Raw genomic sequence first — 21,625 nt, 5'->3', positions numbered from 1 at the left:
CCCAATTATGATATGTCTATTTTTTGATTTTTCTTTTTCTTAAAAGGAACTCGAACCAAGTTATAAGCACCCTTGGTCGATAAACTCTTGTAATCATCTGGCTGTAAGCCCATTTGTAAAAACTTTGTCTGTTCAGCCAACAGCAGCAGTGAGGGAGGTTGTAGTCCCTTAACAGCCTGATTTTTAATATGATCTACAGCTTCTTGGGGAAATCCTAAATAATTTACGTGGATGTGGCTATAAAAGACTACACTAGGCTTTTTGAAGCCAAGCATGATCAATTCTTCACCTGGTTGTTTTGCTTCTAGGATGACGGCAGACAACTCCCTTAAGGGTAATTGACGTTCTCGATCAATAAAAAAGGAAGCCGGCGTTAAAACAAAAATTAAAAACGCCACAAACCCGATTAAATTAATACTGATAATGTAGTTCCATCGGCGACTCAGTAATAAAACCCCAACCAAAACAGCACAAACCAGCCAAATTACGCCCGCTATTACTGGTATACCAGATTGTTGAATCAGTTCGTGGAAGTTACTTATAGCTGGATCAGTACCTAATATGTGGGTTAAGTTAAACAGTGCTACTGCCAAAAATGATAACAACACTACATTCAGCCAACCACTCCAGACGAGTAAGGGGGAGATGGAAGAAGACGCGGGGAGATGATCAAATCCTCTCTTGGTGTCATTTTCATTCTCCATGTTTGGTAAAAGGTCGCTCCACAACAGGGCTACCAGGATTGCAGCTGCTGGCATTAAAGGCAAGACGTAACTAGGAAGTTTGGTGACAGCAATGGTGAAAAAGCTAAAGACGCTAGCAAACCAGAACCAAGCGAATAAACCAAATTGCTGAAAACGTTCAAGCGATCGCCAGTGCGATCGCTGCCAAAACTTTAGTCTGACTATAGACACTGGTAAATACACTGAGTATGGGGCAAAACCCAGCAACACCACTAAAAAGTAAAAATACCAAGGTGCTGAGTGACCATTAACTACTTCTGTAAAGCGTTCCAGGTTGTGATAACCAAAAAAGGAGTTAATGTAATTCCAGCCATTGCGCCCAATCACTAAAGCATACCAGGGCACTGACAAACCGATAATTATCAGTATACCTACGAGGAGGCGCATTTCTCGCAACACCTCTCGAAACTTTCCGACGTAAAGCAAAAAGGCACCAACAATTAGCCCTGGTAAGACAATTCCCACTGGGCCTTTAGTCAAAATTGCGCCAGCAATCAGCACATAAAAAGCTAAATACCACTTATTAGGGAATAGGGCATGGGGCATTGGCGATTGAGCATTGGTGATTAATTCTGCTCCCTGCTCCCTGCTCTCTTCCTTCCCTGCGTACCCTAGAAAGAAACATAACAAAGCTGATGCCATACATCCGGTGAGCAGCATATCAGAGACACCGGTTCTCGCCCAAACAATAGTTTCGACATTGAGTGCCATGAGGGCTGCGGCGATAAAAGATGTTAAGTAGCGGCGAGTCGGACGTGAAACTTGCTCTAATTGATCTTGTTTAGTCAAATACCAGTGTACGGTGTAAAAAGCTAAACAAATTAAGCCTAAGGCGGCGATCGCGGAAGGAAGGCGTACTGCCCACTCATTCACCCCAATAATTTTATAGGCGATCGCCTGACACCAGTAAATTAAAGCAGGTTTATCGAAACGAGTCTCACCATCGAAAAATGGGGTTATCCAATCACCTGTGACTAACATCTGGCGGGAAGCTTCGGCAAACAGTGGCTCTGTCTCATCAACCAAGCCAGTGTTGCCCAAATTCCACCCAAAAGCTATCCAGCCAATCACGATTAACCACAAAATCGACAGAGTTACACCAAGGGCTGGATTCTTTTCTATTTTGTTGAACCACTGATCAACAGTGCGCTTAACACTCAATTTCATTATCATTTAGTCAATAGTCAACAATCACTAATCAATAGTCGTTGGTTATCTATCTTTTGTTCTTCAGAGTTTTAAATTCAACAATTTTCCTCTACATCAGTACTCTACACCTTACCAACTGTAGGGTAGACATCTATAAATAAAAATTTGAGCTAAGGGTAAACAATAGACCTCTTGCATAAATCAAAAAGAAGAACCCCACCCCGCTTGCCTACGGTGTACACACAAGTCTTTCTGAACGTAATTTATGGTACAGCTATTTTCAAGTAAATAGACCACGCGGTAGGAGCACAGCATTGCTGTGCCCTTACGACAGATGTGGTTCAAATACTTGAATTCTGCTGTAAGTCTCACAGCCTCTGAGATACCTCAAGAAAGGTTTTACGTAGTAAAACCTGTCCCTCTCCTTACTAAGGAGAGGGATTAAAGATAGGACTCTTTGAGGTTTTAGAGGACTTTTGGGGAATGCAATAACTTGTGTGTACACCGTAGCCCCGCTTGCGGGGAGGGGTTGGGGGTGGGGTGTTAAGGACTTTTGCAAGAGGTCTAATCCCCAGCCGACAAAAATTACTTCCCTACTCCCCACTCCCTACTCCCCACTATTTATTGACTCAGCACTAGTTGCCATTCTCTGTTTTGGGAATTCCACTTAGGTAATTGAGTTTCGCCGACAACATAGGGACCCCAGTAACGACGGGAACCATCTTGTGCAAAAGCAACTAAAATATCTCCCTTCTCCAGCTTTAAATTATTCTGAGGTAGGGATAGAATCAGTCCCTTATCACTACCCTCTTGGGGAGCAAAATCCCAATGTGCTGGTACATCATAGTTGGTTTGTTTAGTACTAGAGCCTTTTGCTACCGACTCTCGCGCCAGTAGAGCCAGCCGCACAGGCTGATTTGTTTGATTGCTCACCCGTAAAGTTCCTTGATCCTTGCCTTTGCTAGCTGATTTATCACGATCCGCCAAGACAGGGTGAGTATTTTTTTTACTGCTTTCTACTTGATTAGTTGGGGTATTTGCTGGAGTAGATAGGCTAGCGGAAATACCTTTTTCAGGTGAAACAGGTGTAGATGAACTTGTTTCCCACGCTTGAGTTTCAGTTGGCAGTTGTGAAGATGTATCTGGGTTTGTGGACTCAAAGGATACGCTCACTCCAAAGCATCCCAGCAGAGCAACAAACAGTCCCAAGCAACAAGCTGTAATACCGACGTTACGATATACTGAAGATTTCATATTGATAGTTATTAGAAATAAATATTTTGTCTAGGCTTGACTCAGGGCTATTTCGTTCTAGACATAAACCGCCCAGAACTAAAGTTCACAGGCTAATAGCTAAAGTCCGTTAAAAGGGACTATAACCTTTTATTAGTCGTCTTTAGACGACTTTCGCTATTAGACTCAGAATTTATTCTGAGGCGTGCTAAATGAGAATGAAATAGCCTTGGGCTTGACTAAATAGTAGCCTATTATCCCAAAATACAATCATACAAAGTAGCCTAATATAGACTTTCCTCAAACTAGGGATACGAATGTATTATCAGTATCATTTTGAATGAAAGGGAACTCTGAACTGGGAACAGAAAACTTAGATACCGAGGCAGCCAATTCATTTGGATAAAAAAATATTTTATTTTTTAAATACACGTAGGGTGCGTTAGCAAACAGTAACGCACCTACCGAACGTTATGGTGTGTTATCCTACGCGATAACACACCAAAATATACTTAAATTTTTTCCCAAGTCAAATCGGATTGCTATAGGACTCCTATTTGATTTTTGAACAAAATTAGGTATGTAGGGTGTGTTAGAACGAAGTTCGTAACGCACCATTATCAAGAGTTTGGTGCCGTACTCTCCTTGCTAACACAACGCCAGTTCGCTCAAGTCGGGAAACCCGCCCACACGACTGGCTCCCCTACGCATCTTTTCAGAAATCAAACCGAATTCCTATATATCTATAATATTAACAAACAAGCTTAGGCTAAAACCAATATCCTCTTTAATATAGAGAATATTTTAAGATGTCTAGGACTGACGCAAAACTAGACGCGTTGTAGGGGCAATTCATGAATTGTCCCTAAGAAGAAAATCTTTATTTTCGGCTATTGTTTGCGTAAGTCCTGATATCTTGACTTTTCCCCAGAAGTCTATCTGATGCAAAACACTCGTCTGAATAACTTGTTGGATGCCATTGCTATACGCTTAGGGCAATGGTTTTTAAATCCTTGGCGGCGACTATCGTTGCTGATAATTAGTTTTTTGTTCGGTTTTTTTCTGGGAAACGCAGTTTCTACTACATCAGGTCAACAGGGTGTATTGGACATTGTGGTAGCTGGTTTTTTAGTATTGTTAACGGAAATTACTAGTAGGATATTTTACAGTCAGAGCTTTTTTGCCAAGCGATCGCTTTTGGTAGAATCACTAAATCTCCTCAAAGTTGGTTTCACATACAGCCTGTTTCTCGAAGCCTTTAAGCTGGGATCGTAGGGAGATAGGGAATTTATGAATTTGTGGCTGGGTGAAATTTTGGCAACGGGTGCGCTAGGGGAAACTTGGCAGCAAGAAGCAAGAGCAGCAGCGCTGGCAGATCGGTTAAGAGCTAAAGCTTTTGGGATTACGCCGGAAAACGTTGATGAAGTGATAGAAAGGCGATCGCATTTACTAAAATCTATCCTGCCAGCTTTTAGCCAATTTTGCCAAACTACGCTCCAGCTACAACCCAAGGAAATGTTACAGGTATTGTGGGACTTGTGGCTACCTTTGGCGATCAAACTAGCATCAGGACGCCAACAGTTGGGACGCCCGCTAATTCAGGGAATATTGGGAGGACAAGGTACTGGGAAAACCACAATGTCCAAGGTTCTCAGCTTAATTCTCGATCAGTTGGGATACCGGACTCTGAGTTTATCTTTGGATGACTTGTATAAAACTTATAGCGATCGCTTGATTTTAACACAGCAAGATCCCCGCTTGATTTGGCGCGGACCACCAGGAACCCACGATGTAGATTTAGGCTTAAATGTACTAGATCAAATCCGCCAGTCGCAAAGTTCAGTTATGGTTCCCCGCTTTGATAAATCTGCATACAGAGGTACTGGCGATCGCACGACTCCAGAAATGGTAACAGGTGTAGATATTGTACTATTTGAAGGTTGGTTTGTGGGTGTGCGCCCAATTAATCCAGATGTATTTGATGCTGCACCGCCACCAATTCTCACAAATGAGGATCGAGTATTTGCCCGTGATATTAATCATCGCCTCTACGATTATTTACCACTGTGGGAGCGATTAGACAGCTTAATTTTGCTCTATCCAACCGATTACCGTTGTTCTTTGGAGTGGCGCAAACAGGCGGAACAGCAGATGATTGCTGCGGGTAAATCGGGGATGAGCAATGCAGAGATAGAGCAATTTGTCAATTATTTTTGGCGATCGCTTCACCCAGAATTATTTATCAAGCCGTTGGTAAAAGATGCAACAGTAGTTGATCTAGTGATTGAGATTCATGCCGATCATAGCTTTGGTGCAGTGTATTGCGATCGGGCTAATTCGTAACTCATATACAAAATCAAAGATTTTTAACCCACGTTCGCGCAGCGTCCCGTAGGGAAGGTGGCGTTTCCTAATCATATAAAGTACATCATAGCCCCCTCTTCGCTTGCGGGGAGGGGGTTGGGGGTGGGGTTCTTGTACCTAACTCCTGGTGCGGGAACAGGTTTTAGTAATAAGAGTGATTTTGAAGTCATGAATTCACCAGAGACTAGCACAGCGAAAATTGTCTACGACGGTGTGAGTGGGCAATTGTTCTACAACGAAAACGGCGATGCGGCGGGTTTTGGTAGCGGTGGTCTATTTGCAACTCTAACTGGTGCGCCGACTCTCACGGCATCTGATTTTGTGCTGCAAGCGTAGTTTGTCTAAAATACCGAATTCTAAGCTGGAAATAGCAAATGCCTTGGCGGAAATAGCAAATGCCTTGGCGGAAATAGCAAATGCCTTGGCGGGAGCTTTGAAAGGAATCCTTTACTAAGCTAATGAGTATTTATAGCAGTTTGCAGTTGAGTCCAATACAGACCTAACCCCCAACTCCAAGCGTATTGCTCTAAAGCTGACAAATTGCTTTTAGAACTTGTAGCAAATGACTTGAACGTTCTCTTTCCATTAAATTTAATTCTGGCAACAGGTAATAAATAGGGGGATTTCCTTGTTCAATATAGATAAACTGATAACTTCTACCATTAGTCGTTAATCCCCAAACTGATTTTTGATTATCTAAATTTTTATAAGCGTATGTGAGTAGCTGAGGTAAACCTGTTGATATATCAATCTGACTATTTTTAGATTCAATTAACAGTACCCAGAAAGATATTTGAGGTTTTGTATGTTTAGCTTTACTAATAGCTAAAATATCAAATCTTCCTTTAATTTTGATATCTTCATCTTCAACTTCAATATCAGCAATATTCTCCTCCAAAACAATCTCGATAGGATAGCGATAAAAACCAGCTAATCTTAATAAAGGCGCAACTGCAAGAAACTTTACTTGACCTTCAGAAACTTTGCCTGCTGTAAGGTAGCGTCGAAAGTCATTTCTAATTTGCAGAAGTTCTTGTTGTTCGACTTCGAGGAGAGGTTCTAGAGATAAGTAGTTAGAAAATGAGTCACTGTTTTGTTCTTGAAAGCCAAACAGACGCTGAACTTCTTCTAAAGATAAATTACGAGCGTTGAGAATTCTCATATATTTTTGCTTGATTAAGATGCAACCCAATCCAACTTCCCTATATAAAACCTATCTTAACCCTTGGTTGACTGACCAGCTTCGTTAAGCGGCAACGAAAAAGATTTGTCATTTAATCAAATATTAACCTACAGCAAAATTATAGTCGCAGCTTTTTAGAAGGGCGATCGCTTCACCCAGAATTATTCATCAAGCCGTTGGTAAAAGATGCAACAGTGGTTGATATGATGATTGATATTCATGCTGATAATAGTTTTGGTGAAGTGTATTGCGATCAGATTAATTCGTAATTCGTAATTGTTTTAAAAGTATTGGGCAAATAGAATTCCCTGCTAGGGACTTCCAAATAAAAAAATATCCCATCGCTTTTAGGATAAGGGGCAGGGAACTCTTAGCTGGGAGAGAGAAAATCGTTAAGATTTAAGTGAAATTGGATAATTTATTTCTTGGAAGTCCCCGACACAAACGTACTCCTTTGGAGAACCCGTTGGCGTGAGGTAATAACTCATGACTGGAAGTCACGAGTGGCGTAGGGCAGAAATCAAATACTCTCTGTGCGTCCCCGTGTAAGCGCGTCAGAGTGTTCTGTTCACTCAACTACCTCATTCACAGGGAATCTATCAATCAACTGCATCGCCCGATGGGCATTACGCTGGAAAGAGTCTGGCAAATGGGGAACGTGGGGTATTTGCGATAATAAATCCAACGTCCGCCGTAAAATTCTCACCACATCGCCTTCATCCAAGGTGGTGTTTTCGCAGAGCTCTGTCCACTCCATTCCTAGCGCCCATTGTTCCACGATCGCAATTAACTCAAACTCCAACCATATAGGCAAAGCTACGTTATAACGCCGTTGTAGTTGGAACATTTGGCGGCGAATTCCCTGCAATTTTTTCAAGGCTTCTGTCACTTCATTACTGAGTTCAAAGTTAACCTTGCTATCTGGACGAGGCGTTTCCATCACCAAACCTGCTGCTGCTGCTGCTAAATGCTGCGGATCTAAGTTTCCCAATTCACCACTAGCGAATACTAAACCCAGCCACAATTCATTCTCACCTCGAATGGCGGCAGCGATTCGCCCTAATACTGTGGGTACTAAGTTATCCAAACCGCCAAAGTGTTGCAGAATTAAGATTAAATTCAGAAACTCTTCCCAATGACGTTGTGACTGTTGCTCTACTTGCCCTTGCAACTGTTCGAGTTCGGCTTCTAGTTCGACATAGCGGGCGCGGCGCTTGAAAAGCGTTGCAGCATTGCCTGATTCATGTAGGGGATGAGCGTCTAATTGCTCTTGAACGGCGGTAGTGCGACTGAGTTGTTCTGCTACTTCTGGAGCCAGATGTAAAGATTCTATCGGATCAGGAATACGTCCAGCGATCGCAAATGTTTCTTCATTGCCACGGCGCGACTGTCCTGGTTTCAAAGGCATCTCTGGCGGTGGTAATACATCAGGCGGCACCTCAACTCGTGGGAGTTCGGCATACAAATCGACTACATCCCCTGTCGTTGCTACATACCAGCGATTATCATGTCCCAAGCATACCAAGTAAGGAGCTTGACCAGAACCTGGCGATTTTCCTACTAACACTGCGGTTACGGGTGAAGACACTGTGATATTTTTGCCCTTGAGACTCAACAGAGTTCCTGACACTGCAAAGTCCAACATCATCCCCAATTCTTCTTGTCTATCTGACTGTGCTTGCTCTTGCAGAGTTTTCAATATCTGGCGTTCCACTTTCAGGCGTTGCCGCAATTTCTCATAAACAGCCAGTTCATTTTCATCAACTGCGACGATTTGCTCATGAAGTTGAGCTAATTGTGTTTGCAGTTCGGCAATCTCATCGTATTCTGGTCTTAAATGCAAGGTGGCCATGTACTGCCCAAAACTGCGCTCTATCAGTTCCCTGGTTTGCTCTAGGGTATGGGTTTGCAGCAAATTGAGTACCATGCCATAACTGGGCGTAAACTGGCTTACAAGGGGATCTGGCTTGGATGTTCCCAAATACGCCGCTTCTTTGGCTCCTTCAAAGGGAGTTTGAACTGTCACCACATGACCTTGTTTATCCATCCCCCGGCGGCCTGCTCGTCCCGCCATTTGCAAGAATTCGGAAGCGTTCAACAGGCGGTGTCCAGTGTCGGTACGCTTAGAAAGGGTGGAAATTACCGTAGTCCGGGCGGGCATATTAATTCCCGCCGCCAGTGTCTCGGTGGCGAATACTACTTTAATCAGTCCCTGCTGAAATAGTTCTTCTACCAGTGCTTTCCAAGCAGGCAAAATTCCGGCGTGGTGGGCAGCAATTCCCCGGTACAGGGGTGCAATTTGTCCAGAACGCCCTGCATCGGGATTGCGGGCTAAAAAGTCATCAATCTGTTCCCGTAAAATTTGGGACTCTTCACTATTTACCAGCCATAAATCACCCACTTCCGCCACCGCTTTATCACATCCCCGGCGGCTGAAGATAAAGTAAATCGCTGGTAGCATATCCCGTTGCTCTAACTGGCTTAAGGTATAAATGATGCCAGGAGCCTCAGGTCTTCCACTTCTCCCCTTCTCCCTTTCTAGCCCTCTCCCCTTCTTCTTCTGAAGGCGGGGGTTAATTTTGGTTTTGCTATCATTCAGCAGGGGAAATAAGCCTTTGGGATTGCAAAAGTGAAATTCCAAGGGGACTGGACGAAAATCGGAGTAAATCAGGTCAGTTGGGCCGTGAACCCGATTTAGCCAGTCGGTGAGTTGATCGCTATTGGCAACGGTTGCTGAAAGGGCTGCGAGTTGCACTTCACGGGGACAATAGATAATTGATTCTTCCCAAACTGTACCGCGCTGGCGATCGTTCATGTAGTGGCATTCATCAAGGATCACCGCTTCAACGTCTATCAATGATATGCCGACTTGCCCAATGGGTGTGCCATAGAGCATATTTCGGAAAATTTCGGTGGTCATCACCAAAATCGGTGCGTCCCTGTTAATGGAAGCATCTCCAGTTAACAGTCCGACTTGATCAAAGCCGAATTTTTCTCGAAAGTCACGTAATTTTTGATTAGACAGCGCCTTCAGGGGAGTCGTGTAAAAGACACGTTTTCCTCGCACTAGGGCGCGATAAATGGCATATTCCCCGACTAATGTTTTGCCCGAACCTGTGGGCGCACAAACGACTACCGAGCGTCCGGCGTTTAGGGACGCGATCGCTTCTTTTTGAAACTGATCCAGTTCAAAGGGAAATATAGTCCCTAAGTCAAGTTCTGGAGACGGTGCAGGATAATTCACTCAATCACATTTGCAACCAGATTGTTTACTATACTAACGAGTCTTTTGTCAACTTCGTAATTGGGCATTGGGAATTGGGCATTGGGCATTGGGCATTGGGTATTGAAAAACTCTTCCTAAGTCTTCATTTCCCATGCGCTATGCCCCATGCCCCATGCCCCATTTCTTATTTTCCCAGCTCTTGCGATCGCTCTGTGGCAACTTTGACTGCTTCAATTAAAGCGGAACGAAATCCTGCCTGTTCTAGTTTGGCAATCCCCGCAATGGTTGTACCGCCGGGACTGGTAACACGATCTTTGAGTTCTGCTGGGTGCAGTTTGGTTTCCTGCAACAGTTTCGCTGTTCCCAGTACGGTTTGCAAGGCTAGTTGATTGGCAATTGCTCTAGGTAAACCTGCGGCTACTCCGCCATCAGCAAGTGCTTCTACCAAGATCGCTACGTAAGCTGGTCCGCTACCAGATAGCCCTGTGACTGCATCCATCAGCGCTTCTGACACTTCCACTACTTCGCCTACAGCAGAAAAAACTTGCTGTGCTATTTGGTGGTGCTTGGGGCTGGTGTATGCACCTGAACAAATCGCAGTAATTCCCGCTCCCACAGTTGCTGGTGTATTAGGCATTGCTCTAATCACTGGCAATTGCACAAATGCAGCTTCTAGCTGACTTAAAGTTACACCCGCTAGGATGGAAATGATCAGAGGTGCGTGTTCTCTATTAAGAATATCAATATCTGCTAGTTCTTGAGCGATCGCGCTAAATACCTGCGGCTTCACTGCCAAAAAGACAATCTCTTTTGCTTGACTGAAAACCTGGCTATTATCTGTCGTCACAGCAACATCATATTGCTGTTTTAAAAAATTTAGGCGTGAAGATAGCGGTTCGCTAACTATGACTTCTGATGATTGATAAATTCCACGCGCAATCAGGCGGGATAAGAGCGCTTCTCCCATTACCCCGCCACCAATTAAACCAAATTTTATAGTCATTGATTATTCGTCATTCGTCATAGGAATCCCTGTACGTTAACGTCAGGGAGAATGTCAAGGAGCTAATAACTTATAAGTATAAGTCATGAGTCTGCGGCTTGTAGAAATCAAAACCCAGGACAAATGACAAAGCACTAACAACTAATTTAACTTTATTGTAAATTCAAAGACTTTAAGAACCCTTCTCCCAAAGGGAGAGACTAACGCCAACGTCTACACGTAGATTCAGTTTCAGACAGGGGTTTAAATCCCCGTCTGAAACTCTCTTCTTTACGAGATGCTGCACCAACAATTTTGAATTTTGAATTGTTATTGTGCCATCCGGTTAGTTTCGTTACCCCAGGTTTGATTTGAAGAACCTGTAGGACGAGAGGGACGTGCTGGCGGTTGTGGTACTTCATGAAGAACACCACCTTGGGTACTAACTTGGACACAACTTGGCGTAAACAAAAAGATGCTCTCGCCAATCCGCTCTTGATGTCCATCTAGTGCGTAAGTACCACCCGCAACAAAATCTACTGCTCGTTGAGCTTGATCTGGGTCCATGATTGTCAGATTTAATACTACTGACTTGCGTTCTCGCAACGCTTGAATTGCCTGGGGCATTTCTTCAAAGGTGCGTGGTTCGAGTACTAAAACTTCCGAAATTCCGTTAATTGCTCCTGGCATACCAATCACATTCCCCATTGGCTTTGAACCTGCTGCTATATCATCTCCCATTGTAGGCACTGGTTCCCGCCAGCGTCGATTTTGAGCGGTTGCGCTCTCTTGTGCTGCTGGTTGGGGATTTTCTTGCTGATACAGATTTTGGTAATTATTATCTGTTTCTGGTTCTTCTTCGTAATACTCATATTCCACTTGCTCATTTAGACCCACAAAGTCTCTGAGTTTGGAAAAGATATTGTTCATTGTGTGTGTACTCTCCTGATGCGAATAGCCTGCATTGACTTGGCTTAAGATTGATTGAGTAGGAGCGATGCCTAGGGCGGTAAACTACGCTACATCGGTGGATACTTCAGCAAATCTATTGCTATTTGTAGCCTATACTACGGGTTTTGGCGATGAACTGACACTTATTGGAAAGGTCTGTGCATCGCCTAAACATAATAAGGAGCCAAGATTATATCCTAAGGTTTGTCCGAAGGAAAGTTCTTTATACCCCATTTTCCCTTGGCGATTACTCTTGTCAATACTATATCCTTTGTTTCCAATTGCACCAGTCTGTGACAAAATTCTTGTGATCAAATTCTCAACTTGTATTAATACTGACCTGCAAGGTTGATGAACAATAGGCTAAGAGCGATCTTTTAAAGTATTGGGAAATATAATAGAGCCTCCGGCACGCTGACGCGAACGCTACTACACAAGCTCTCGTCCACGGAGGTGGACTCATGCAAAATCAAGAGCTTGCTAACTCACGTTTGCCCTCTAGTCGTCTGGCGAGTCATAAATTAGACTTGACAAACATCCTCTAAGGGACTTGCAAATAAAAAAATACTCAAATACTTCTTGTGGGGTGGGCACCGTTCGACTGAGCGGTGCCCACCCCACAAGATTGGATAATTTATTTGTTGGAAATCCCTAAGAGCGATCGCCAAACAATATGGTTCCTAATCGTACCATCGTTGCGCCTGCTTGCACTGCCAGTTCATAGTCGCCTGACATACCCATAGACAGCTGCTGCATTTTAATCTCCGACCAGTTTTGCTCCTGGATTTCTTTTGCCAGTTCACGATTGAGATTAAACACACTTAAAATTTCGGAATCATTTAATCCTGAAGGCGGAATTGTCATCAAACCTTGAATTTGTAAATTTTTGTATTGATTGAGTGTGGGTAAATCAGCCAACAGTTCTGGTACACTCCAACCAGACTTGTTAGGATCTGGGAGAATTTTCACTTGCAGGCAAACCTGGGGACTCACTCCTAGCTGTTGCGCCAATTCATCTAAACGCTGTGCCAGCTTCAAATTATCGACGGAGTGAATCCAATGGAATTGTTCGATGGCTTTTTTGGCTTTATTGCCTTGCAAATGTCCAATAAAGTGCCAGGTAATATCCGGTAAGTCTTGCAACTCGGCTTGTTTGCTGGCGGCTTCTTGGATACGACTCTCCCCAAAATCACGAATCCCTGCGGAGTATGCAGACCGAATGGCCTGGGCAGAAACTTGCTTGCTAACAGCAATCAATCGGACTGAAGTTGGCAGTGAGGAGCGAATGGAAACAATACGTTCATAAATCGAACTGCTCATTGGAAGGTGCGTTGGAAAACACTCTGAAGCTGATCGTACTCCTGAGATTGTCCACTGCGCCGCAGGGTACGTAAGCGATTTTCCAACATCATTCTAGCCTCAGTACGTCCTAGAGACTGGAATTTAACACCTTTAATGTCATTTGAAACCAAAAAAAATAAGCGCTGGGCATAAAGTGTGGTGAACAAATCCTGGTTCTCATCAACCATAGAGATTTTGTAGAGTAACCCCCAAGTTGGATGGTTTATGTAAGTTTCTGCGTTTTCTGGATTCATTTAAGAGTCAAGGTGTAGTCAAGGTGGGAGTATGTATATCTTTTCGCAGTGAATTCCAAACATTCAGACGATAATACCAACATTCGTCAGAATATTTGCTTAAAATACAAAACTGCGGTTATGAAGACCTTGATCTAGTTTCTAATGGGCAGATGAAGCTAGTGGTAGTGAGGCGAAATGGTACAACAGAAGCCGCGAAGCGTAGATTGAGAGAGTAGAGGCTGGTTGATAAACATCACCATCTGCTTTGGTGACTTCAATTTATCAATCTGTGGAGAGAAGGCACAAAATAGTCCTGATCCTCTTGTCGAAAGTTCGGCGTGGCAAGGAAAAACACCCTTTTGAAGTTCCCAATGGCAATAGCGAACTTTTCAACTTGTTTCTATATTGCCACAAATGTCGCCCAATGGCGCAAAATAGCTAATGTTAACTGGGAAGTGGAGAGTAAGAGTGAGAGTGGGTACAGAAAAAAATTATACTCTATTGATTATTTCTTTGCGTAAGAGCGTCTGTCTGTGCGTTCTCTTCGTCAATATAAACTTGAGGGGTTTGGAATATTGCTACAAACCGCCTCAACAATGAATTTACATTTGACCAAATAATAGTAGTGGTACGTAGTTAAAAATGCTTTTTTGATTTCGGATATCTTCTAGACATGATTAATCGCGTGTATCTAACATAAGTTATAGACGCTATCAGCCTTCTTCAATCTTAGTACACCAAGTTTCCACTACCGCGCAACTGACGCAAAGAATTTATACACAATGGACAGTCACATTTAAATAACTTGATTGCAGCATCGCTTTCCTCGTCAGTAAAATTCAACATGGCAACATTCTGATTTGATACTGATGTGACAATGGTTGAGTAACGTGCAGATGAGGTATACGGTTGCTTTCTCTCTGAATCTCGAATGCACACAAAATCTGTTCCACCATGTGGGTTAGTGATACAGGTACGACCGTCTTGTGTGTGCATTAATCGCTGAGTAATACTACTACTAGCATGGGCAGGATGAAATACTGCCAGGGTAGACATCAGCGACACAAAAATTGAGGAAGTGGAAAGCAAATTCAGGATAATTTTTTTGTTCATAGATTCCTTGAGAAAATGGTCTACTAGTTTAGGGTATTCGATTCACTTTCAAACTTCAAGTGAATTTCCTCTAACAATAGCTAGCTTGACACTTTTTACCCAAAAAAGTTCCATATCTACACAGTTTGATCGCAAATTTAGATATGTATAAATAAACATAACACCCAGAACCCCGACTTTTCGCCAGAAGTGCGCTTCTATATCCTGAGCGTCTGATGTTTAATTAAGTTGATCTACTTTCCTGGTTAAAGTCTGCGTAGACGCGTAGCGGTAGCGAGTCAGACATCGCTCCGTTAAAATTACCCTGTTGAAGCTTTTGCATCCCCTGATTATGGTTGATCGATATTTGTGGTGGCTGGGGATAAACATTCTAGCTAGGACTCGTGAACAGCCAGCTTGAAATAGTTTGCAATAACAGCCAAGCATTTAAACTGCCGATAACAATCGCAACTAACCACGATAAAATCTGCAACCACAAAGGATTGACAAACTCACCCATTAACGATTTATTACTTGTAAACATCACCAAGGGCACTACGGCAAATGATAGCTGTAAACTCAAAATAACTTGGCTGAAAATTAGTAAGCCACCTGTACTCTTTTCTCCCAAAAGCATAATTGAAATTAATGCTGGGATAATCGCAATTAATCTAGTTAATAACCTACGTAACCAAGGTTTCAGACGCAGATTCAAAAAGCCTTCCATGACAATTTGTCCTGCTAAGGTGGCGGTAAGGGTTGAACTTTGTCCAGAAGCAAGTAATGCCACGCAAAAAATTGCGCTAGCGGCATTCACACCCAATAAGGGAGAGAGCAATTTATAAGCATCTTGAATTTCGGCAACATTCTGATAACCAGAAAAATGAAACGTGGCAGCAGCAATAATCAAAATTGCTGAGTTGATAAACAAGGCGAAACATAAAGCAACTGTAGAATCGATTGTGCTAAACTTAATAGCTTCCCATTTCTTTTGGGATGTTGATTCCCAATCCCGTGTCTGCACGATTGATGAGTGTAGATACAAGTTGTGTGGCATCACTGTTGCCCCCAAAATGCCAATAGCAATGTAGAGCATTTCTGGGTTCTGCACAATTTCTATTTTGGGAACATATCCTAATAAAACTCCGCCCAAATCAGGATGCGAAAAGATGATCTCTGCTGCAAAGCAGATGCCTACAGTTCCTACCAACAAGATTACCAAAGCTTCTGTATAGCGAAAGCCTTTGTTTTGTAGCAGTAACAATACAAATACATCTAGGGCTGTTATACACACACCCCAACTCAGGGGAATGCCAAAAAGCAGTTGCAGCGCGATCGCACTTCCCAAAACTTCCGCTAAGTCACAAGCTGCGATCGCTATCTCACAAAGTACCCATAACCCAAAGTTGACGCGGGAACTGAAGTGATCTCGACAAGCCTGCGCTAAATCTCGCCCCGTTGCTACTCCCAAGCGCACACACAGCGATTGCATTAAAATCGCCATCAAGTTGGAAAGCATAATCACCGTTAGCAACGCATAACCAAATTTAGCCCCGCCAGCTAAGTCAGTCGCCCAGTTACCAGGGTCCATATACCCTACAGATACGAGATATCCTGGTCCTCCATAAGCCAGCATCTTGCGCCAGATGCTTTTGGTGTTAGGAATTTTAATGCTGCGGTGAACTTCAGGTAGGCTGGGCTTCCTGATGGGTTTTTCTGGAAAGGGCATTTGTTTACACTCTCAATTTTTCATAATTCTGTCATAATTTCTAAAAAAACTGAGAAGAATAGGTAGTTTTATCAGATTACAAATTTTGATATCCACTAAATATTAGTAGAAAGATTCAACAATCAACCTTAATTTTGTATTGATATAGATTCTCGTTCTTAAATTATAAACTTGTAAAAAGTTCTTTTTTTCATTACATTTGATCACAGGATCATATATCAAGTAATTTACTAGCCTCAACAGATAAAATGAAGCAAAAAGTACATTCAGAATCTTCAGGTTGTTCCAACTGTGAACATGACCATCACGAGAATCATAACCATGCTCATGATGAGAATCATAACCATGGCCACAATCACGGTGGAGAATTCAATCTCAAAAATGAGGTATTGCCTTTGGTAGTGATTTTAAGTTTATATGCGCCTGGTGTAATTTTTGAAAATCAATTACACAATACATTCTACTCAATAGGTGAATATCTGCTTTTCATCCCTGCCTATTTATTAAGTGGATGGAGTGTTTTAAAAACTGCTGGGCGCAATATACTCAAAGGCAGAGTATTTGATGAAACATTTTTGATGGCTGTAGCGACATTAGGGGCGATCGCAATTCATAAATTACCTGAAGCTGTCGGGGTAATGTTATTTTACAAAATTGGGGAATTGTTCCAGGATATTGCCGTTAGTCGATCACGTAATTCCATCAAAGCATTAATGGAAGTCCGCCCAGACTATGCCAATATTCAAATAGATGGAGAACTCAAGAAAGTATCGCCAGAAACAGTAAACATTGGGGATATTATCGTTGTAAAGCCTGGAGAAAAGATTCCCTTAGACGGCGAAATTATAGATGGTAATTCGCAAGTTGATACATCTGCATTAACTGGAGAATCTGTGCCGCGAACGGTGAGGGTATCCGAGACAGTTTTAGCTGGGATGATCAATAAAATGGGTGTTCTCAGCATTCGAGTAACAAAACTCTTTGATGAATCTTCTATTGCTAAGATTTTAGACTTGGTGCAAAATGCCAGAATTAAAAAAGCAGAAACAGAAAAGTTTATTACTAAATTTGCCCGATATTACACGCCAATCGTAGTTTTTACCTCTCTAGCAGTTGCAGTATTACCTCCTTTATTAATTTCTGGTGCAACTACTTCCGAATGGGTTTATCGTGCCCTAATTTTACTAGTTATCTCCTGTCCATGTGGACTCGTCATCAGTATTCCATTAGGTTACTTTGGAGGTGTGGGAGGTGCAGCTAGACGTGGTATTTTGGTTAAAGGCTCTACTTTTTTAGATACTTTAAATGCAGTTAATACAGTTGTTTTTGATAAAACTGGAACCTTAACTAAGGGAGTATTCAAAGTAGTAAAAATAGTACCTAAAAATGGCTACGATGAACAAGAACTACTACAATTAGCTGCCAAAGCAGAATCGCACTCAAATCATCCGATCGCTCAATCTATCCGCAAGGCTTATGGTGGAAAAATCGATGATTTTGAGGTGAGAGATTATGAAGAGATAGCAGGTTATGGAATTAGAGCTAAGGTTAAAAATAGGGTAGTGATAGCGGGAAGCGATCGCCTATTAGATAAAGAGAAGATTGCTCATGATAATTGCCTAGCAGAAGGAACAGTTATTCATTTAGCAGTAGATGACATTTACGCTGGATATATAGTCATTGCTGATGAACTAAAAGAAGATGCAAGACTTGCTATTCAAACTCTCAAGCAAATGGGTGTAGAGAGAACAGTAATGTTAACAGGAGATAATCAAGCGATCGCTTCCCGGATTGCTCAACAGCTTGGCATAGATACCTATGAAGCAGAGTTATTACCTGAAGAAAAAGTTAATGCCATTGAGAAATTAATCAGCACCGCCGGCAAGCATGGTAAAGTTGTCTTTGTTGGAGATGGCATTAATGATGCGCCAGTGATTGCTAGAGCAGATGTTGGTATGGCAATGGGCGGCTTAGGCTCAGATGCAGCAATAGAAACTGCCGATATTGTGATTATGACAGATGCACCCTTAAAAGTGGCAGAAGCAATCCAAATAGCCAGAAAAACAAGGCAAATTGTTTGGCAAAATATTGGCTTTGCTTTAGCAATTAAAGGTGTATTTATTGGATTGGGTATTTTAGGTATAGCGACAATGTGGGAAGCTGTTTTTGCTGATGTCGGAGTAGCTTTACTGGCAATTTTAAATGCAACTAGAGCAATGAAATAAAAAATTTTGAAAATCGGGAATCCATAATTTGGAATTTGTAGTAGTTAAAATTGAAGAGTAAGGAGTTATTTATTTAACGCTTCTTACTCATATTCTGCTACCCCAAATAGAACCCATGAATTCATCAATCAAAGGCATTGCTACAGCTACTTTAGCTTTCTTGCTAAATTATTCAGCAAACCCAGCCTTTGCACTACCCCAGAAAATAAATTATCCAATTACTGTTGCTAAATCGCAACCATTAACAGACACCTTGATTGTTCCTGGCGAACGAGTGGGGCCGATAACACGCACAACCACCAAGCAAGATTTAGTGAAGCTGTTTGGCGCATCCCATCTCGTTGATAAAACCATTTCGGGTGCTGAAGGAATCGGTAGTTTCGCCGCTACTCAGGTAAAGCTAAATCAGGGGCGATGTCTAACGACAAGCTGCTTTGCATCTACGCTTTTGGTAGTTTGGAGCGATAATACTCGTACTAAACCTTTAGATGTGCGTAACTTGGGTTCAGCTTGGAAAACCCGCGAAGGTATCGGTGTCGGAACCCCCTTGAGCGAGTTACGCAAGAAATTAGGTAACTTTAAACTTTATGGATTGGCGTGGGATTACGGCGGTACGATTTTGTTGGACAGTAGTAAATTATCCCGTTATCAAGGCAAACTCATTTTACGAGTAGATACTGCTCCTAATGCTTACGAAAAGTTCCCTAATGACTACCAAGCAGTTTCTGGGGATAGTACTTTTTCCTCCAGCAATCCCCATTGGAAACCTTTGGGAATTAGGCTAGCAGAAATTATCGTTGTACTGAATCCAAGCGAGTAGTGGTATGCTAAACATCTAGTTTGCTTGCTAAAACGTAGAGGGACTATGGAGACGACGTTCTTATATTTACTAGTTATAGAGTATAAAAGGCGATCGCATTCCTCACCCACCGCATGACAAACCAAACTTTTACCAACGGTTATGCATTACTTATTGGCGTAGGTGCTGATTTACCAGTCACTGTCAAAGATGCAACGGCTATACGAGATATACTGATTGATCCAAGTCGCGCCGCCTATCCACCAGAACAAGTCAAACAGCTAGACGCACTTCAGGCAGAATTTGACATCCGCAGCGAGAAGTTTAAGCAGATGAAAAAAGCTGTAGCTATTGAGGCTGGTACGGCAGTCAAGTTTCAATTAGAACAGCAGCTTCTTGATGAAGAGACAAAACTAACACATTTTAGCGATGAACTGGATAAAATTGAGTCTGCATTGCAATCATGAGACTTATGTAAATATACAGTTATTTGGCTGATATAAATCAGGATTTCCTAACCCAGACAACAAGAAAAACAGAAACATCCAGTTAATTGGTATTTGTTTATACTATTTCAATTTTTTGTAGTCGTTATACTCATGACTTAGGTTCTACCTGGGAATTAGGAAGTGGCTTTGCCACTTCTTTTTATTGATCTCCTAGCCCAGTAATAAATTAAAAATTAAAAGTAATTTCGTTGAACTTTTAACTTTTATTAATTGTTATAGTATTTGACAAAATACCTGCTGCATCTATGTTACTAGGGGCGTGCAACTGTACACCCCTACAACCGATTCATTTCTTACAAAGATAGTTGACAATGCTATGATTTCGTGTAACTTTAATTGACCAAGCAGTTTGACGAAATTATAGCTATATAGACATAATACTAATCATTACTCATTGTATCTTGCCATCTCTCACGCTTGGGCTTACTCTCCACATCGCGTGATCGCGCTTCTTGCCAAGTCCCCCACATTAGGGATTGCTGTTTTTCAACATGGTTAATAAACTGCATGATTGATTGATCTACTTTGATGGGAGTTTTCAAATCAAACCGAATTGTTTGGAGAATTTTGATGTCACCCATGAGAAAGTACTTAGCTATAATCTTAGTCAGCCATAGCAGAACTCGATTGCATAACCAACCAAAAATTCCTTTACGTTTTTTAGTCATCAATAGAATTTTACCTTCAGTTTTTCCCCCTGTGTGGAGGCGAACTGCAACCATCATGTGGACATGGAAGAAATCGGGGCCAAGTGTCACAATACCAATGCTACCGTACCAATAGCAAATACTGTAAGTTATGGCATTTTTGTAGAAAAAACGGATGAGCTTAATGAAAAAGGAATTTTCTTTGATGGGTGTAATATTACTGAAGATAATCGCATTTTCGTTCAGTTCTTGTCTTTCAAAAATAATTTCTACTGGCAGTTTGTGAACTGTATTGAGGTGTTGAGCATCAATCGCATTAATCATCACCACATTGGGGTGACAGTTCATCACGAAATGAGAATGGATGGCGACATCATACTCTTTTTGTTCCAACTCTGGAACAAAAGGTAGAGGTTGTTGTGGTATTTCTCCAGTCCAAACCCAAATCATTCCATACTTCTCAGCAGTAGGCCAAGTTTGTAACTTTAAGGAAAGCGGCGTATCTAAACATGGGATATCAATACACATCCCTTCAGCATCAAACTTCCAGTGGTGGAAAAAACAACGTAGTGCATTACCTTCAACTTTACCTTCAGCCAGGTGAGCGCCCATATGTGGACAGTAGGCATCAAAGGTAACTACTCTTTTATCTTTACCACGGTAAATCACTAATTCTCTGCCCAAAATCGTGATAGGTTTTACTTCACCCACCCGCAGATTTTGAGATGGTATTACCCAATACCATCCTTCAATAAAACGCTCTGGATTATTAAAATTTTTAGGTTTACGGGTTGAGCTAAAAGTCTGCGAGTTGAGATTCATTTTTATGGTTTCACTTGAAGTGAAGCAGTTAATCTAGAAGTAACATGGAAACTTTAAAAAAACAGTTACTTTCAGTACCATGACAAACAGTTAGCCTCTCCATTTGGGATAAGCTACGATGTACACACAAGTCATCAAATTACCTAAAACAAAAACCTCACCCTGTCAAGAAAGGACATCCCTCTCCGTGAGTTCGGAGAGGGACAGGTTTTGGGTAGCAGAACCTTGATTGAGGTTTATTTGAGCTAATCAAATATCAGCTAAATTTAGCTAATATCCATTCATAATAGATATTTGAAAAATTAAGACTTAATAAAATCTCTAATTAGATAAAAATTTAAATTACTGATACCAAACAAAAAAATTAGGGAAGGGGGAGAATTGAAAGCCTCTC

The 21,625-nt window shown here is 41.9% G+C and carries 17 protein-coding genes and 1 pseudogene; 7 read left to right on the top strand and 11 right to left on the bottom strand.

Going from position 1 to position 21,625, the window contains the following annotated elements; translation table 11 throughout:
• Positions 1-5: 5 nt before the first annotated feature.
• Together V7K31_RS30065 and V7K31_RS30060 are read right to left on the bottom strand one after the other, a co-directional pair.
• A complete protein-coding gene (locus tag V7K31_RS30065; protein ID WP_335099943.1) occupies positions 6-1,916 on the bottom strand; it encodes an ArnT family glycosyltransferase in 1,911 nt (636 codons plus the stop codon).
• 597 nt (positions 1,917-2,513) lie between these two features.
• The gene (locus V7K31_RS30060) at positions 2,514-3,146 is read right to left on the bottom strand and encodes a hypothetical protein (protein WP_335099939.1); all 633 of its coding nucleotides are present in this window, start codon (positions 3,144-3,146) and stop codon (positions 2,514-2,516) included.
• Between the two features lie 921 nt (positions 3,147-4,067).
• Between V7K31_RS30060 and V7K31_RS30055 the strand changes: the two genes are divergently transcribed.
• From V7K31_RS30055 to V7K31_RS30045, 3 genes are all read left to right on the top strand, one after another.
• Positions 4,068-4,400, top strand: coding sequence for a DUF565 domain-containing protein (locus V7K31_RS30055; protein ID WP_335099937.1), 333 nt, complete (start codon positions 4,068-4,070; stop codon positions 4,398-4,400).
• Positions 4,401-4,415: 15 nt separating this feature from the next.
• Positions 4,416-5,468 carry a glycerate kinase gene (locus V7K31_RS30050; RefSeq protein ID WP_335099935.1) on the top strand — a complete coding sequence of 351 codons (1,053 nt, stop codon included), beginning with the start codon at positions 4,416-4,418 and terminating at the stop codon, positions 5,466-5,468.
• A 132-nt stretch (positions 5,469-5,600) separates the two neighbouring features.
• The gene (locus V7K31_RS30045) at positions 5,601-5,825 is read left to right on the top strand and encodes a hypothetical protein (protein ID WP_335099932.1); all 225 of its coding nucleotides are present in this window, start codon (positions 5,601-5,603) and stop codon (positions 5,823-5,825) included.
• Positions 5,826-6,015: 190 nt separating this feature from the next.
• On the opposite strand, the gene V7K31_RS30040 is transcribed toward V7K31_RS30045, so the two are convergent.
• Complete coding sequence (locus tag V7K31_RS30040) at positions 6,016-6,651, bottom strand: restriction endonuclease subunit R (RefSeq protein WP_335099929.1); 636 nt, start codon at positions 6,649-6,651, stop codon at positions 6,016-6,018.
• A gap of 164 nt (positions 6,652-6,815) precedes the next feature.
• On the opposite strand from V7K31_RS30040, the pseudogene V7K31_RS30035 reads away from it, so the two are divergent.
• Positions 6,816-6,941, top strand: a pseudogene (locus V7K31_RS30035) (glycerate kinase); the annotation flags it as partial.
• Positions 6,942-7,240: 299 nt separating this feature from the next.
• On the opposite strand, the gene V7K31_RS30030 reads toward V7K31_RS30035, so the two are convergent.
• The 7 genes from V7K31_RS30030 to V7K31_RS30000 form a co-directional block, all read right to left on the bottom strand.
• Positions 7,241-9,916, bottom strand: a complete 2,676-nt coding sequence (locus V7K31_RS30030) for a DEAD/DEAH box helicase (RefSeq protein WP_335099926.1) — start codon at positions 9,914-9,916, stop codon at positions 7,241-7,243.
• A 166-nt stretch (positions 9,917-10,082) separates the two neighbouring features.
• Complete coding sequence (gene proC, locus V7K31_RS30025) at positions 10,083-10,901, bottom strand: pyrroline-5-carboxylate reductase (RefSeq protein ID WP_335099924.1); 819 nt, start codon at positions 10,899-10,901, stop codon at positions 10,083-10,085.
• 309 nt (positions 10,902-11,210) lie between these two features.
• Positions 11,211-11,810 (bottom strand): cell division protein SepF, encoded by a 600-nt coding sequence (locus tag V7K31_RS30020; protein WP_334942664.1) that lies wholly within the window; start codon positions 11,808-11,810, stop codon positions 11,211-11,213.
• 672 nt (positions 11,811-12,482) lie between these two features.
• On the bottom strand, positions 12,483-13,151 hold the full coding sequence (locus V7K31_RS30015; protein WP_335099921.1) for a YggS family pyridoxal phosphate-dependent enzyme: 669 nt from the start codon (positions 13,149-13,151) through the stop codon (positions 12,483-12,485).
• Complete coding sequence (pipX, locus tag V7K31_RS30010) at positions 13,148-13,426, bottom strand: transcriptional coactivator PipX (protein ID WP_335099917.1); 279 nt, start codon at positions 13,424-13,426, stop codon at positions 13,148-13,150. The genes V7K31_RS30015 and pipX overlap by 4 nt, the downstream gene beginning before the upstream one ends.
• Before the next feature lie 711 nt (positions 13,427-14,137).
• A complete protein-coding gene (locus V7K31_RS30005; protein WP_335099915.1) occupies positions 14,138-14,521 on the bottom strand; it encodes a hypothetical protein in 384 nt (127 codons plus the stop codon).
• 370 nt (positions 14,522-14,891) lie between these two features.
• Positions 14,892-16,229: an Nramp family divalent metal transporter gene (locus tag V7K31_RS30000; RefSeq protein ID WP_335099912.1), complete on the bottom strand. Its 1,338-nt coding sequence runs from the start codon at positions 16,227-16,229 to the stop codon at positions 14,892-14,894.
• 248 nt (positions 16,230-16,477) lie between these two features.
• Between V7K31_RS30000 and V7K31_RS29995 the strand changes: the two genes are divergently transcribed.
• The 3 genes from V7K31_RS29995 to V7K31_RS29985 all read left to right on the top strand — a co-directional run bounded on the left by V7K31_RS29995 (position 16,478) and on the right by V7K31_RS29985 (position 19,720).
• Entirely contained in the window at positions 16,478-18,454 is a 1,977-nt protein-coding gene (locus tag V7K31_RS29995; protein WP_335099909.1) for a heavy metal translocating P-type ATPase, read from the top strand.
• A gap of 115 nt (positions 18,455-18,569) precedes the next feature.
• On the top strand, positions 18,570-19,274 hold the full coding sequence (locus V7K31_RS29990) for a hypothetical protein (protein WP_335099906.1): 705 nt from the start codon (positions 18,570-18,572) through the stop codon (positions 19,272-19,274).
• Between the two features lie 113 nt (positions 19,275-19,387).
• Positions 19,388-19,720 (top strand): hypothetical protein, encoded by a 333-nt coding sequence (locus V7K31_RS29985; RefSeq protein ID WP_335099904.1) that lies wholly within the window; start codon positions 19,388-19,390, stop codon positions 19,718-19,720.
• A 422-nt stretch (positions 19,721-20,142) separates the two neighbouring features.
• Here V7K31_RS29985 and V7K31_RS29980 read toward each other — a convergent pair whose 3' ends face one another.
• Positions 20,143-21,231: an aromatic ring-hydroxylating dioxygenase subunit alpha gene (locus V7K31_RS29980; RefSeq protein ID WP_335099902.1), complete on the bottom strand. Its 1,089-nt coding sequence runs from the start codon at positions 21,229-21,231 to the stop codon at positions 20,143-20,145.
• Positions 21,232-21,625 lie beyond the last annotated feature (394 nt).

The sequence above is a fragment of the Nostoc sp. genome (assembly GCF_036917675.1).
Classification (GTDB): Bacteria; Cyanobacteriota; Cyanobacteriia; order Cyanobacteriales; family Nostocaceae; genus Nostoc.
The sequence above is the reverse complement of the archived record's forward strand: the minus strand, read 5'-3'. Positions and strand labels throughout refer to the sequence as shown.

What these genes read in the sequence shown, in the direction of transcription:
- V7K31_RS30065 (WP_335099943.1), bottom strand. Translation starts at nt 1,916, where the DNA reads ATGATAATGAAATTGAGTGTTAAGCGCACTGTTGATCAGTGGTTCAAC.
- V7K31_RS30060 (WP_335099939.1), bottom strand. Translation starts at nt 3,146, where the DNA reads ATGAAATCTTCAGTATATCGTAACGTCGGTATTACAGCTTGTTGCTTG.
- V7K31_RS30055 (WP_335099937.1), top strand. Translation starts at nt 4,068, where the DNA reads ATGCAAAACACTCGTCTGAATAACTTGTTGGATGCCATTGCTATACGC.
- V7K31_RS30050 (WP_335099935.1), top strand. Translation starts at nt 4,416, where the DNA reads ATGAATTTGTGGCTGGGTGAAATTTTGGCAACGGGTGCGCTAGGGGAA.
- V7K31_RS30040 (WP_335099929.1), bottom strand. Translation starts at nt 6,651, where the DNA reads ATGAGAATTCTCAACGCTCGTAATTTATCTTTAGAAGAAGTTCAGCGT.
- proC (WP_335099924.1), bottom strand. Translation starts at nt 10,901, where the DNA reads ATGACTATAAAATTTGGTTTAATTGGTGGCGGGGTAATGGGAGAAGCG.
- V7K31_RS30020 (WP_334942664.1), bottom strand. Translation starts at nt 11,810, where the DNA reads ATGAACAATATCTTTTCCAAACTCAGAGACTTTGTGGGTCTAAATGAG.
- V7K31_RS30015 (WP_335099921.1), bottom strand. Translation starts at nt 13,151, where the DNA reads ATGAGCAGTTCGATTTATGAACGTATTGTTTCCATTCGCTCCTCACTG.
- pipX (WP_335099917.1), bottom strand. Translation starts at nt 13,426, where the DNA reads ATGAATCCAGAAAACGCAGAAACTTACATAAACCATCCAACTTGGGGG.
- V7K31_RS30005 (WP_335099915.1), bottom strand. Translation starts at nt 14,521, where the DNA reads ATGAACAAAAAAATTATCCTGAATTTGCTTTCCACTTCCTCAATTTTT.
- V7K31_RS30000 (WP_335099912.1), bottom strand. Translation starts at nt 16,229, where the DNA reads ATGCCCTTTCCAGAAAAACCCATCAGGAAGCCCAGCCTACCTGAAGTT.
- V7K31_RS29995 (WP_335099909.1), top strand. Translation starts at nt 16,478, where the DNA reads ATGAAGCAAAAAGTACATTCAGAATCTTCAGGTTGTTCCAACTGTGAA.
- V7K31_RS29990 (WP_335099906.1), top strand. Translation starts at nt 18,570, where the DNA reads ATGAATTCATCAATCAAAGGCATTGCTACAGCTACTTTAGCTTTCTTG.
- V7K31_RS29985 (WP_335099904.1), top strand. Translation starts at nt 19,388, where the DNA reads ATGACAAACCAAACTTTTACCAACGGTTATGCATTACTTATTGGCGTA.
- V7K31_RS29980 (WP_335099902.1), bottom strand. Translation starts at nt 21,231, where the DNA reads ATGAATCTCAACTCGCAGACTTTTAGCTCAACCCGTAAACCTAAAAAT.